Consider the following 13,653-nt stretch of genomic DNA (forward strand, 5'->3'; position numbering starts at 1 on the left):
TTGGCATGAAGGCCCACATTGGTGTCGATGCCAAGAGTGGCCTGACCCACAGCCTAGTCACCACCGCGGCCAACGAGCATGACCTCAATCAGCTGGGTAATCTGCTTCATGGAGAGGAGCAATTTGTCTCAGCCGATGCCGGCTACCAAGGAGCGCCACAGCGCGAGGAGCTGGCCGAGGTGGATGTGGACTGGCTGATCGCCGAGCGTCCCGGCAGGGTAAAAACCTTGAAGCAGCATCCGCGCAAGAACAAAACGGCCATCAACATCGAATACATGAAAGCCAGCATCCGTGCCAAGGTGGAGCACCCGTTTCGCATCATCAAGCGGCAGTTCGGCTTCGTGAAAGCCAGATACAAGGGGCTGCTGAAAAACGATAACCAACTGGCGATGTTATTCACCCTGGCCAACCTGTTTCGGGTGGACCAAATGATACGTCAGTGGGAGAGATCTCAGTAAAAACCGGAAATAACGCCAGAAATGGTGGAAAAAATAGCCTAAATAGGCTGATTCGATGTGTTTGCGGGAAAAAAATCGGCCCAGATCCGCGAAATTTTAATCAGCGAGTCAGCTTGGGAAGAAATGACCTGCTTATTCGCACCTTCCCTAAATGTTTCGCGGCGTAAGCGGTGGTAAATGAAATAGCAACGGGTTCAGTGCAACCTAATGCTGGTGCGACTTCTCGCTGTAGCCAGCGAATAAAAAGAGAGGATGTTTGGTCAGACATTATTATGATTCCTGGACGTAAGATGATGAGGAAATATGCTAAGGGAATCGGCAGAAAAAAACCTTCTCAAATAACCCTTTATTTATTAAGGTCTGGAGAAAATTTTTATTTTTAGCCATATCTAAACATGCAGGCTTGTATGTAAATTAAGCTATTGATTAACAATGGTTGTACAAAGAAATTTTTATGCAAATCATGGGAATCAGTTATGTCGATCACACGCCGTAAAGGAGAGCATTTTTCTCTTTTGCCGAAATCCTGCCCTGACAGCGAAAAAAATTAAAGCCCACGCGGTGAGGGGTAACTGTAGATCTGGATCACACTTTTGCGCTATACCGGACGCAACACGGACTGATTATGAGGTGTGAATATGTCGTTGGTTTATCGCCCACTGGTGAATTTTATCGCCACTGCGATGCAAACGGTTTTGAATCTTGGGCTGCTGTGCCTGGGGATTATCCTGATCGTCTTCCTCGGTAAAGAGACGCTGCATCTGGCCGATGTCCTCTTTACCCCGGAGCCGACCAGTAAGTACCGGCTGGTGGAAGGTCTGGTGGTCTACTTTCTCTACTTCGAGTTTATCGCGCTGATCGTCAAGTATTTTCAGTCGGGGTTCCATTTCCCGCTGCGCTATTTTGTCTATATCGGCATCACCGCGATTGTGCGTCTGATCATCATCGACCATGAGTCGCCGATGGCGGTACTTATTTATTCCGCCGCGATCCTGATCCTGGTGATTACGCTCTGGCTGTGTAACTCTAATCGCCTGAAACGCGAATAAAAAAAAGCGGCCTCCAGGGCCGCTGACCAACAGTCACAAATAGAATTTATGTAGGGTCCAGTTGAGGATAGCAGTGGCATTGGCCTTACTTTTTCAGCTGAGGGCGACGGCGACAATACCCGGTTGGGGTCGTGTATTGCGGCTAGACCGTCGGCCCTCCTCTGAAATTTGGGGCCGGTGTTACAAAAAAACTTAACCTTTCACCCCGCCCGCCGTCAGGCCGTTCACCAGCCAGCGCTGCGCCAGCAGGAACACGACCGTAATCGGGATGGCGGAGAGTACCGCCGCGGCGGCAAAGTCGCCCCACAGATAGTTCTGCGGGTTGAGATACTGTTGCATACCTACCGCCAGGGTATAGCTGTTCACATCGCGCAGCAGCAGCGAGGCGACCGGCACTTCGGTGATAGCCGCGATGAACGACAGAATAAAGACCACCGCCAGAATCGGCACCGACAGCGGCAGCAGTACGAGGCGGAACGCCTGCCATGGGGTCGCGCCATCCAGAGCCGCCGCTTCTTCCAGCGAGCCATCGATGGTTTCGAAGTAGCCTTTGATGGTCCAGACGTGCAGGGCGATACCGCCCATGTAGGCAAAGATCACGCCGCCGTGGGTGTTGAGGCCGACGAACGGGATGTACTGGCCCAGGCGGTCAAACAACGCGTACAGCGCCACCAGCGACAGCACCGCCGGGAACATCTGGAAAATCAACATCCCTTTCAGCAGGGTCGCTTTCCCCGGGAAGCGCATACGGGCAAAAGCGTAGGCGCAGGTGGTGGAGAGGGCGACGATACCGATCGCGGTGATCCCGGCGACCTTAATCGAGTTCCACAGCCACAGAAGGACCGGGAACGGCGGCGGCGTGACGCGGCCATCCGCGTGTTCGACGCTGAAGCCTAACGCCAGACGCCAGTGCTCCCAGGAGATGGTATCCGGGATCAGGCTGCCGGTGGCGAAGTTACCCTCGCGCAGCGAGATGGCGATAACCATCAGCAGCGGAAACATAATCGCCGCGATAAAAATCAGTAGCAGGAGATGCGTGGTAAATAAACGTAGCTTCTGCGATTTGGGTTGGACCATAGCCATTGTAATTTTACTCCCCTTGACTTCGCACCAGGCTATTTTGCTTGCCATTTTGAACTCGGGCAGTGCTCAGAATCCTCACGTACTACGTGTACGCTCCGGTTCTTCCGCGCTGGCCGAGTCCAAACTGCCCGCGCCAATAACACCTGGTTATTCCAATTAATCAAACTTCATGCGTGTGGCTTTCAGGTTCACAATCGCTAACGCGCCAACCAGCAGGAAGATAAGCGTTGCGATAGCCGCCGCCAGGCCGAAGTCCTGACCGCCGCCGCCTTCAAAGGCGATACGGTAGGTGTAGCTCACCAGCAGGTCGGTATAACCGGCCGGGGTGGTGGTGCCGAGACGGTCCGGACCGCCGTTGGTCAACAGTTGAATCAGGACGAAGTTGTTAAAGTTAAAGGCGAAGCTGGCGATCATCAGCGGCGTCAGCGGCTTAATCAGCAGAGGGAAGGTAATTTTAAAGAAGTTCTGGAACGGGCCGGCGCCATCCATTGCCGACGCTTCGTACAGATCGTCCGGAATCGCCTTCAGCAGCCCCATGCACAGGATCATCATGTACGGGTAGCCCAGCCAGGTGTTGACGATGATGATCATGGTGCGCGCGGTGGTCGGGTCGCTAAACCACGCCGGCTTAATGCCGAACAGCGTGCTGAGCATCATGTTGATTTCACCAAAGCTCTGGTTGAACAGACCTTTGAAAATCAGAATCGAAATAAATGACGGTACGGCATACGGCAGAATCAGCAGGACGCGGTAAATCGCTTTGCCTTTCAGTGCTTCCCACTGCACCAGGCAGGCAAGGATCATCCCCACCGCGACGGTCAGCACCACGGTCAGCACCGAGAACACCACCGTCCAGACGAAGATCGCGAAGAACGGTTTCTGGATGCCTTCATCGTGGAAGACGCGGGTAAAGTTGTCCCAGCCGATAGTCACGGTGTAGCCCGGGCTCAGCTTTTCTGTGCCCCAGCTACCGTCGGCGTTGATGGCCTGGTAGAAACCAACGTCGTTGTTCGGGCGGTATTTGACGTGGGTTTGATTGTTGGTCAGCACGCCGTTTTCGCCAAGCGTATACAGCGGTTGGGTGCCGGAGAACTGGCGCAGCGAGCTCATGATCACTTTGCTGTCGTCAGGCAGCACGGCGGTCAGCTGGTTCAGCGCGGTGCGGTTCTGGGTAATGACGCGCAGGTTGGCGCGCTCGCCTTCCGGCAGGGCGTCGGTTTCTTTTAACGCCAGCTTCTGCTCGCCGCCGAATTTAAAGGCGTCGGAAAGGTAGTTTTTACCGCTCTCGCCGTCGGTCAGGGCCAGCTTCCACTCGTCGCCTGCCGGGATCAGCGTGAAGTTATAGGCTTTGCCGGCCTGGAAGGAGCGATCCATCAGCACCTGCTGCGCGCGCTCAAAGGTCAGCTGGTTGGTGCTGCTGTAGTTGGTGAACGCGATAGCGATAGTACAGATCAGCGGAAACAGGACAAACAGGCCCATGCCGGCGAGGCCGGGATAGACATAGCGCCAGGCATAAGCCTTGCGGTTAGCGAAAATATACAGGCCAACTGAGCTTAAAATCAGCGTCATGATGGCGAACAGGTACTCCCCCTGGGCGTACATCAAAACAACAAGGTAACCCACCAGCAGGCACAGTAAGCCAATCACAGACCATGTGAGTTGCGGACTTTGCCACCAGTGTTTCTTTTTAACGGCATCCATGGGGATCATCCTCTACAGCGGTGAAAGCTTATTTGTCAGGTGGCGCTTCGCTTACCTGACCTACGGTCCGAGCCGTAGTGGTAGGGCGGGTAAGCGCAAGCGCCACCCGCCGTTTTCTTACTTGGTGATACGGCTCTGGGCATCCTTCAGCGCAGCATCGACAGTCTGACGACCGCTGGCGGCGTTGATAACCGCGGTACGAACGGCATACCAGAAGGCAGACATCTGTGGGATGTTAGGCATGATTTCGCCTTTCTGGGCGTTCGCCATGGTGGCGGCGATGCGCGGATCTTTTTCCAGTTTTTCCTGGAAGGATTTCAGCGCCACGGCACCCAGCGGTTTGTCGTTGTTAACCGATTCCAGACCCTGATCGGTCATCAGGTAGTTTTCGAGGAACTCTTTCGCCAGCTCTTTATTCGGGCTGGCGGCGTTGATCCCCGCGCTCAGCACGCCAACGAACGGTTTCGATGGTTTGCCTTTAAAGGTCGGCAGCAGGGTCACGCCGTAGTTAACCTTGCTCTTATCGATGTTAGACCACGCCCACGGACCGTTGATGGTCATCGCGGTTTCACCTTTGTTGAAGGCCGCTTCCGCGATGGAGTAATCGGTATCGGCATTCATGTGCTTGTTCTTGATCAGGTCAACCAGGAAGGTCAGGCCCGCTTTCGCGCCTGCGCTGTCCACGCCGACGTCTTTCACATCGTACTTGCCGTTTTCAAACTTGAACGCGTATCCGCCGTCGGCAGCGATCAGCGGCCAGGTGAAGTACGGTTCCTGCAGGTTGAACATCAGCGCGCTCTTACCTTTCGCTTTCAGTTCTTTATCCAGCGCCGGGATCTCTTCCCAGGTCTTCGGCGGGTTCGGTACCAGGTCTTTGTTGTAAATCAGGGACAGCGCTTCCACCGCGATCGGGTAGGCGATCAGTTTGCCGTTATAGCGAACGGCATCCCAGGTGAACGGATAGAGTTTGTCCTGGAACGCTTTGTCCGGGGTGATTTCCGCCAGCAGGCCGGACTGCGCGTAGCCGCCGAAACGGTCATGCGCCCAGAAGATGATGTCCGGGCCGTCGCCGGTCGCCGCAACCTGCGGGAATTTCTCTTCCAGCTTGTCCGGGTGTTCTACGGAAACTTTAATGCCGGTGTCTTTTTCAAACTTTTTACCCACTTCAGCGAGGCCGTTGTAGCCTTTGTCGCCGTTAATCCAGATAACCAGCTTACCTTCTTCAATTTTCGCGAGGGCAGAGGCGGAAAACATCATCGTGGTCAGTGCCGACAGCGCGAGGATGCGAGCGCCAGTTTTGATTTTCATATACCCGTCCTTTTTGGTGTTGTACTCGTGGATACACTTCGGTGGCTTAACGATGATGAGTTTCCTTTTTTAACAACCCCTTTCCATCCTCCCCAGGTCTACGCCCCACCCGCTGGTTGTGTGATCTCCATTGCAAAAACGGCCGTATTGCGTCCTGGAGCACAGAAAAAAGCGCCCAATTTTGTCGCCTCCATCACGAAATCACGCGCCGCCCGCCATCCCCCGCGGCGAGAGCCAATCTCTCATCCTCCCATCTCCTCCCCCATAAAAAAGCCGGGGGGCGGAGGATTTGCCCGGCTAATGAATGCCGCATAGTCGACCCATCTTGAATGTGACTGTTAGTGACAGGTTGTAACGAAGGGAGAAGGGCATGGCGAGCGTACAGCTGCGAAATGTAACGAAAGCCTGGGGTGACGTGGTGGTATCGAAAGATATCAATCTCGATATCCACGAAGGGGAATTCGTCGTGTTTGTCGGGCCATCGGGCTGCGGCAAATCTACCCTGCTGCGTATGATTGCCGGGTTAGAAACTATTACCAGCGGGGACCTGTTTATCGGGGACACCCGCATGAACGAGATCCCACCGGCAGAACGCGGCGTTGGGATGGTATTCCAGTCTTATGCGCTCTATCCCCACCTTTCCGTTGCGGAAAATATGTCGTTTGGCCTGAAGCTGGCCGGCGCGAAAAAAGATCTGATTAACCAGCGGGTGACCCAGGTTGCGGAAGTGCTGCAGCTGGCCCATCTGCTGGAGCGTAAACCGAAAGCCCTCTCCGGCGGTCAGCGCCAGCGCGTGGCGATTGGTCGTACCCTTGTGGCTGAGCCGAGCGTCTTCCTGCTGGATGAGCCGCTTTCCAACCTCGATGCCGCCCTGCGCGTCCAGATGCGTATCGAAATCTCCCGTCTGCATAAGCGACTGGGCCGCACCATGATCTATGTCACCCACGATCAGGTGGAAGCGATGACCCTCGCGGACAAGATCGTGGTCCTCGACGCTGGCCGGGTGGCGCAGGTCGGGAAACCGCTGGAACTCTATCACTATCCGGCTGACCGCTTCGTCGCCGGCTTTATCGGTTCACCGAAGATGAACTTCCTGCCGGTTAAAGTCACCGCGACGGCTATCGATCAGGTGCAGGTTGAACTGCCGAACCGTCAGCAAATCTGGCTGCCGGTGGACAGCGCCAACGTTCAGGCGGGCGCCAACATGTCCTTAGGTATCCGCCCGGAGCATTTACTGCCCAGCGATATCGCCGATGTGACCCTCGAAGGCGAGGTTCAGGTCGTCGAGCAGTTAGGTCACGAAACGCAAATTCATATCCAGATCCCCGCCATCCGTCAGAACCTGGTTTACCGCCAGAACGACGTGGTGTTGGTAGAAGAGGGAGCCACATTCGCCATCGGTTTGCCGCCAGAACGTTGCCATTTATTCCGTGAGGATGGCACCGCTTGTCGTCGGCTGCATAAAGAGCCGGGCGTGTAAGGCTTCCCATTAAAAAAAGGCGCGAACCCGGCTGGCGGTACACCGGCGAAGCGTGCAAAGAAAAGCAATGATCTCAGGAGATAGAATGATGATTACTCTGCGCAAACTTCCACTGGCGGTCGCCGTCGCGGCAGGCGTTATGTCTGCTCAGGCGCTGGCTGTCGATTTCCATGGCTACGCGCGTTCCGGCATTGGCTGGACCGGCAGCGGCGGCGAGCAACAGTGCTTCAAAGCGACCGGCGCTCAAAGTAAATACCGTCTTGGTAACGAATGTGAAACCTATGCGGAACTGAAGCTGGGCCAGGAGCTGTGGAAGGAAGGGGATAAGAGTTTTTATTTCGATACTAACGTTGCCTATTCCGTGAATCAGGAAGATGACTGGGAAAGCACCTCTCCGGCGTTCCGTGAAGCCAACATCCAGGGTAAAAACCTGATCGACTGGCTGCCGGGCTCCACGCTGTGGGCGGGTAAACGCTTCTATCAGCGTCATGACGTTCACATGATCGACTTCTACTACTGGGATATCTCCGGCCCGGGTGCAGGTCTGGAAAACGTTGACCTTGGCTTCGGTAAGCTCTCTCTGGCCGCTACTCGTAACTCAGAAAGCGGCGGCTCTTATACTTTCTCCAGCGATGACACCAAAAAATATGCTGCGAAAACTGCCAACGACGTCTTTGACATCCGTCTGGCGGGCCTGGAAACCAACCCGGGCGGCGTGCTGGAGTTAGGCGTCGATTACGGCCGTGCTAACCCGCAGGATGACTACCGTCTGGAAGACGGCGCGTCGAAAGACGGCTGGATGTGGACCGGTGAACATACTCAGTCCATCTGGGGCGGCTTCAACAAGTTTGTCGTTCAGTACGCCACTGACGCAATGACCTCCTGGAACAGCGGCCACTCTCAAGGGACCAGCATCGATAACAACGGCAGCATGATCCGCGTTCTGGATCACGGCGCGATGGACTTCAACGATGACTGGGGCCTGATGTACGTTGCGATGTACCAGGACGTGGATCTGGACAGCAAAAACGGCTCCACCTGGTACACCGTGGGTGTTCGTCCGATGTACAAATGGACGCCGATCATGAGCACCCAGCTGGAAATCGGTTACGACAACGTGAAATCCCAGCGTACCAGCGAAAACAACAACCAGTACAAAATTACTCTGGCTCAGCAATGGCAGGCAGGGAACAGCGTCTGGTCTCGTCCGGCTATCCGTATCTTCGCAACCTACGCGAAGTGGGATGAAAACTGGGGCTACAGCAACACCTCCGGTCTGCAGACAAAAGACAGCAGCGGAAGCGGCGCTTTCACCTCCAGCCGTGGTGACGACAGCGAAGTTACCTTCGGTGCCCAGATGGAAGTGTGGTGGTAATACCGTCCGCAGGACGGATGTAACCTGGGAGGGGCATCGGCCCCTCCTGACTATTCAGGGTTAGCGCGCTATTGCCTGGCTACCGCTAAACCGATGCTATCCAAGGTGAGAAGAATGAAAATGAAGAAAACTCTCGTCGCTCTGTGTTTATCCGCAGGGATGTTGGCATGCGTGCCGGGGATGAGCCTTGCCGATGTTAACTTTGTACCGCAGAACACCAGCGCCGCGCCGTCTATTCCAGCCAGTGCGCTGCAGCAGCTGATCTGGACGCCTGCCGATCAATCGAAGACGCAGAGCGTAGATTTAACCACCGGCGGTCAACGCCTGGATGTACCGGGGATCGTCGGACCGGTCGCCGCCTGGAGCGTGCCGGCCAATATCGGTGAGCTGACCCTGACCCTCGACAGCGAGCTGAACAAACATAAGCAGATTTTTGCGCCGAACGTGCTGATTCTCGACCAGAACATGACGCCAGCGGCGTTCTTCCCCAGCAACTACTTCACCTATCAGCAGCCGGGCGTGATGACTGCCGATCGCCTGGGCGGCGTGATGCGCCTGACCCCGGCGCTGGGCCAGCAGAAGCTCTATGTGCTGGTATTTACCACTGAAAAAGATCTCCAGCAGACCACCACCCTGTTGGATCCGGCGAAAGCCTATGCCAAAGGCGCAGGCAATGCGGCGCCGGACATTCCGGATCCCATCGCCAAACATACCACCGATGGCGTGCTGAAGCTGAAAGTGAAAACCAACAGCACCTCCAGCGTGCTGGTGGGGCCGCTGTTCGGCTCCTCCGGCCCGGGCCCGGTCACCGTCGGTAACACCGCGGCGCCGGTAGCCGCGCCAGCCGCCGCAGCCGCTGCGGCGCCGGCCGCCAAAAGCGAACCGATGCTCAGCGATACCGAAACCTACTTCAATAACGGTATTAAGCAGGCGGTGAAACAAGGTGACATCGACAAAGCCCTGAAATTGATGAACGAAGCTGAGCGCCTCGGCTCGAAATCCGCTCGTTCCACCTTTATCAGCAGTGTAAAAGGCAAGGGGTAATCGTCTCCCCACAATGCTGATGTTTAGGCACAGCCTTTAGGTGCATCCTCCGGGATGCACCTTTTTTTGCACGCGCGGCGGCCTGTTGCATTGCTGTTGCGTGAATGATCGTATATTGACGTTTGCCCGCCACCAACCGCCTATTCTGCGATACAATGCTCTCACGTTATGTACCGGAGAATCAGGCATGTCCCATCCCGCGCTTACGCGACTGCGTGCGCTGCGCTATTTTGCCGTTATGCCGCCCCTGGCGCCGCCTCTGAGTGACTGGCTGCTGCTGGAGGACTCAATGACCCAGCGTTTTGAGCAACAAGGAAAGCAGGTCACCGTCACCCTGGTTAACGAAGGGTATATCGGGCGTGAGGCGCTGGCTGACGAAGCGGCGCTGTTGCCCGACGAGCCGCGCTATTGGCTGCGGGAGATTATACTCAATGCCGACGGTGAGCCCTGGCTGGCCGGGCGCACGGTGGTGCCGGAGTCGACGTTGTGTGGGCCGGAGCTGGCGCTACAGCAGCTCGGGCAGACCCCGCTGGGGCGATACCTGTTCACGTCGTCGACGTTAACCCGCGATTTTATTGAAATTGGTCGCGATGCAGCGCTGTGGGGACGTCGTTCCCGCCTGCGGCTAAGCGGCAAACCCCTGCTGCTGACCGAGCTGTTTTTGCCTGCGTCGCCGTTGTACTAAGAGGAAGAAAAAATGGAGTGGAGTCTGTCGCAGAATAAGCTGTTGGCGTTTCATCGCCTGATGCGCACTGACAAACCGATCGGCGCCTTGCTGCTGCTGTGGCCGACGCTGTGGGCGCTATGGGTGGCCTCGCCGGGCGTCCCGCCGCTGTGGATCCTGGCGGTCTTTGTCGCCGGCGTCTGGCTGATGCGTGCCGCCGGCTGCGTGGTGAATGACTATGCCGATCGAAAATTTGATGGTCACGTAAAGCGTACCGCCCGCCGTCCGCTGCCGAGCGGCGACGTCACCGAGAAAGAGGCGCGAACGCTGTTTATCGTTCTGGTGCTGCTCTCCTTCCTGCTGGTGCTTACCCTCAACACCATGACGATTTTGCTGTCGGTGGCGGCGCTGGCGCTGGCGTGGGTCTATCCGTTTATGAAGCGCTACACCCATCTGCCGCAGGTGGTGCTGGGGGCGGCCTTTGGCTGGTCGATCCCGATGGCCTTCTCGGCCGTCAGTGAATCGCTGCCGCTGAGCTGCTGGCTGATGTTCCTCGCCAACATTCTGTGGGCGGTGGCCTACGATACCCAGTATGCGATGGTGGATCGCGATGACGACGTCAAGATCGGCATTAAATCGACGGCGATCCTGTTCGGCGAAAACGATCGTCTGATTATCGGTATCCTGCAGGTGGCCGTGCTGGCGCTGATGGGCGCGGTGGGCTGGCTGAATGGGCTGGGCTGGGAATACTACTGGTCGCTGTTCGTGGCGGCGGGTCTGTTTGGCTGGCAGCAGAAGCTTATCTTCAATCGCGACCGCGATAACTGCTTTAAAGCGTTTATGAACAATAACTACGTCGGGCTGGTGCTGTTCCTCGGCCTGGCGATGAGCTACCTGTAAAACCCCTGTCCCCATCCCCCCGGTTTACCGGGGGGCGGTGAGGACGGCAAACGCCGCGTTACGCGTCGTCCTGCGTGACGCTTTCGATCGTCAGACGTACATCCGATGTAATCAAATCCGCCAGCATCCGGTAGACCTTCAGGGTCTCTTCCGGCTCGGCATCGCCCGTATCGCTGATATAGCCTTCATCGCGCAGGGTCAACACCAGGGTACTGAACACTGCTTTGTCGAAGAACTCCGGCGCGTTGATGCCATGCAGCACCGACAGGCGCTGCGCCACGGTACGGCTCTCTTTCTCCAGCGAGCTGCGGTTGATCGACGGGTTAGCGCTCAGCAGCCAGAAGGTGATGGCGTAGCGCTGCAGCGTCTCGCGAGCGCCTGCGGCCAACAGCTGCAGGGAGCGAGAGTGCGACGGGTTAAGGCTCATCACATCGCCATCGATGACGATCAGCTCCTGACGCAGCATCTCGGCAATCAGCGCATCCATTACTCCGGCCAGCTCCGCTTTCTCCCAGCGCAGGAACAGCTCGGCTTTGAGGAACGGGTAGAGCGTTTCCACATGGCGCAGCACTTCGGCGCGGCTGAGATGACGATGCTGAGTCACCAGGGCGGCTAACAGCGACGGCATCACCAGCATATGGGCGATGTTGTTGCGATAGTAGGTCATCAGCACCGCCTGCTCGCGCGGCAGAATGATGATGTCGCCAATGGTGTCCTTTTCAACTTCGAACTTATTCATCTGCAGTGCATGATCGATGAGCTCGCTGGCCGAAGCGGACGGCGCGGTGGCATCCGGCGAATAGGGCACATTGCGCAGCAGCGCGAGGTAACACTCCAGCTGCTGGGTGAGCTGCTCACGGGTCAGCGAACGCTGGCGGGAGGCCAGTAGCGCCGTACAGCACAGGTTCATGGCGTTGGCCGCGCCGGCGTTATTGATGCGCACCATCAGGTCAGCGGCGATGTTATTCACCGTCGGCGTAAGCCAGGAGGGGCGGACCGCTTCGATTGGGTCAATCGCTTCCCGCCACTCCGGCACATGGTGGTTCAGGTAGGTCATCAGCGGCAGCGGTTCGCCGAAGTTAACGTAGCCCTGGCCAAGGTTGCGCAACTTGCTTAAGCCGCGCAGCATCTGCGGCAGACTCTCTTTCTCTTTGGTTGCGCCGCGCAGCTCTTTGGCATAGGTCCCCACCTCCATCACGTGCTCGTAGCCGATATAGATCGGCACCAGAGTGATCGGCCGGGTGCCGCCGCGCAGCATCGCCTGGATGGTCATCGACAGCGTACCGGTCTTCGGATCGAGCAGACGGCCGGTACGGGAGCGGCCGCCTTCGACGAAATACTCCACGGAATAGCCGCGGCTGAACAGTTCACCAAGGTACTCGCGGAACACCGTGGAGTAGAGCTTGTTGCCCTTAAAGGTGCGGCGAATAAAGAACGCGCCGAGGCGGCGGAAGATTGGCCCGGCCGGCCAGAAGTTAAGGTTGATACCCGCCGCGATGTGCGGTGGCACCAGCCCCTGGTGATACAGGACGTAAGAGAGCAGCAGATAGTCCATGTGGCTGCGGTGGCAGGGGACATAGACAATCTCATGGCCGTCGTGCGCCAGCTGGCGTACGCGCTCGGCGTTATGCACGTTGATGCCCTGATACAGGCGGTTCCAGGTGAAGCCGAGAATGCGGTCGGTCAGGCGGATCATCTCGTAAGAGAAGTTCGCGGCAATCTCTTCCATCAGTGCAATCGCGTTCTGCTGGGCCTTCTCGTGGGAAATTTTCTTGCTGCGCGCTTCGTCTTCCACCGCACGGGCAATGGCCTTCGACGCCAGCAGCTTGTTAAACAGATCCTGGCGGGCCGGCAGACGCGGGCCGACGGCGGCCAGGCGCTGGCGGGCAAAATGCATCCGCGCGACGCGAGCCAGCTTTTGGGCGATGATCTTATCGGTACCGTGCTCATCGGCCATGCGGCGCAGCGATACGGAAGGCGAGAAGCGCACGAAACTGTCGCGGCCGAGCCAGGAGACGGCGAAAAATTTCTGAATGCCGTTAAGCATCCGCAGCGGCGGATTGACTTCCCCTTTCTCACGACCCGGCGAGCGGCCGAACATCACCGACACCGGCACCATTTGCACATCGAGATCCGGATGGTTGCGGTGCAGATCGAGGTAGTCGTGGAACAGCTTGATGGACTCTTCTTTTGGCGTGTAATAGGTGAATACGCGCGGCCCGCCGTGGATGAATACGTAGCGCGGCAGCAGGGCGCCGTCGATTTCCAGCGGTTCTAGCGGGTCAGGTAAATCATGCGCCAGGCATTGGGCGCGCAGCGTCAGCAGGTCCGCCTTGGAGTTATAGGGCAGGACGTACATGACCGGACGCGAGGTATCGAGTCCTAATTCCTGAGCAGGCTCTGCCGGAATAGACTTGCTTTTTACCAGCACCCGTAATGGTAAATTCAGTAATTTATAGTAAATTCGTTGCCAGCCGGACATAAACGATGTGAAGCCTCTGGTTAATCATGCAAATGCGCGGCAAGAATAACAGAAAGCGGGCAAAATTTCCGTTACCGCGCGGCAAACGCGTACACTCATCGACGTCATT

General features: G+C 56.9%; 11 protein-coding genes and 2 pseudogenes. 8 read left to right on the forward strand and 5 right to left on the reverse strand.

The window, feature by feature from the left end:
- A pseudogene (locus tag ABLU50_RS18725) lies at positions 1 to 458 on the forward strand (IS5-like element ISKpn26 family transposase); the annotation flags it as partial.
- Positions 440 to 625 carry a hypothetical protein gene (locus tag ABLU50_RS18730; RefSeq protein WP_348864936.1) on the forward strand — a complete coding sequence of 62 codons (186 nt, stop codon included), beginning with the start codon at positions 440 to 442 and terminating at the stop codon, positions 623 to 625. The pseudogene ABLU50_RS18725 and the gene ABLU50_RS18730, both read left to right, overlap by 19 nt.
- On the opposite strand, the pseudogene ABLU50_RS18735 reads toward ABLU50_RS18730, so the two are convergent.
- A pseudogene (locus ABLU50_RS18735) lies at positions 601 to 726 on the reverse strand (hypothetical protein); the annotation flags it as partial. The gene ABLU50_RS18730 and the pseudogene ABLU50_RS18735 overlap by 25 nt on opposite strands.
- Positions 727 to 1,096: 370 nt before the next feature.
- Between ABLU50_RS18735 and psiE the strand changes: the two are divergent.
- Positions 1,097 to 1,507 carry a phosphate-starvation-inducible protein PsiE gene (gene psiE, locus ABLU50_RS18740; RefSeq protein ID WP_017900125.1) on the forward strand — a complete coding sequence of 137 codons (411 nt, stop codon included), beginning with the start codon at positions 1,097 to 1,099 and terminating at the stop codon, positions 1,505 to 1,507.
- A 192-nt stretch (positions 1,508 to 1,699) separates the two neighbouring features.
- Here psiE and malG read toward each other — a convergent pair whose 3' ends face one another.
- The 3 genes from malG to malE all read right to left on the reverse strand — a co-directional run bounded on the left by malG (position 1,700) and on the right by malE (position 5,599).
- Positions 1,700 to 2,590: a maltose ABC transporter permease MalG gene (gene malG, locus ABLU50_RS18745; protein WP_002884725.1), complete on the reverse strand. Its 891-nt coding sequence runs from the start codon at positions 2,588 to 2,590 to the stop codon at positions 1,700 to 1,702.
- A 156-nt stretch (positions 2,591 to 2,746) separates the two neighbouring features.
- Positions 2,747 to 4,291, reverse strand: a complete 1,545-nt coding sequence (gene malF / locus ABLU50_RS18750; protein ID WP_017900124.1) for a maltose ABC transporter permease MalF — start codon at positions 4,289 to 4,291, stop codon at positions 2,747 to 2,749.
- 117 nt (positions 4,292 to 4,408) lie between these two features.
- Positions 4,409 to 5,599, reverse strand: a complete 1,191-nt coding sequence (malE, locus tag ABLU50_RS18755; protein ID WP_004206285.1) for a maltose/maltodextrin ABC transporter substrate-binding protein MalE — start codon at positions 5,597 to 5,599, stop codon at positions 4,409 to 4,411.
- Between the two features lie 370 nt (positions 5,600 to 5,969).
- Between malE and malK the strand changes: the two genes are divergently transcribed.
- From malK to ubiA, 5 genes are all read left to right on the forward strand, one after another.
- Positions 5,970 to 7,079 (forward strand): maltose/maltodextrin ABC transporter ATP-binding protein MalK, encoded by a 1,110-nt coding sequence (malK, locus tag ABLU50_RS18760; RefSeq protein WP_002884743.1) that lies wholly within the window; start codon positions 5,970 to 5,972, stop codon positions 7,077 to 7,079.
- An 85-nt stretch (positions 7,080 to 7,164) separates the two neighbouring features.
- On the forward strand, positions 7,165 to 8,454 hold the full coding sequence (locus tag ABLU50_RS18765; RefSeq protein WP_002884747.1) for a maltoporin: 1,290 nt from the start codon (positions 7,165 to 7,167) through the stop codon (positions 8,452 to 8,454).
- Between the two features lie 114 nt (positions 8,455 to 8,568).
- Positions 8,569 to 9,498, forward strand: a complete 930-nt coding sequence (gene malM, locus ABLU50_RS18770; RefSeq protein WP_008807310.1) for a maltose operon protein MalM — start codon at positions 8,569 to 8,571, stop codon at positions 9,496 to 9,498.
- A 187-nt stretch (positions 9,499 to 9,685) separates the two neighbouring features.
- Positions 9,686 to 10,183, forward strand: a complete 498-nt coding sequence (gene ubiC, locus ABLU50_RS18775) for a chorismate lyase (protein WP_017900123.1) — start codon at positions 9,686 to 9,688, stop codon at positions 10,181 to 10,183.
- Between the two features lie 12 nt (positions 10,184 to 10,195).
- The gene (gene ubiA, locus ABLU50_RS18780) at positions 10,196 to 11,062 is read left to right on the forward strand and encodes a 4-hydroxybenzoate octaprenyltransferase (protein WP_002884808.1); all 867 of its coding nucleotides are present in this window, start codon (positions 10,196 to 10,198) and stop codon (positions 11,060 to 11,062) included.
- Between the two features lie 58 nt (positions 11,063 to 11,120).
- Here ubiA and plsB read toward each other — a convergent pair whose 3' ends face one another.
- Entirely contained in the window at positions 11,121 to 13,544 is a 2,424-nt protein-coding gene (plsB, locus tag ABLU50_RS18785) for a glycerol-3-phosphate 1-O-acyltransferase PlsB (RefSeq protein ID WP_004206289.1), read from the reverse strand.
- Positions 13,545 to 13,653 lie beyond the last annotated feature (109 nt).

Source organism: Klebsiella sp. GG_Kp173 (genome assembly GCF_040062415.1).
In the GTDB taxonomy this organism is placed as follows: domain Bacteria; phylum Pseudomonadota; class Gammaproteobacteria; order Enterobacterales; family Enterobacteriaceae; genus Klebsiella; species Klebsiella quasipneumoniae.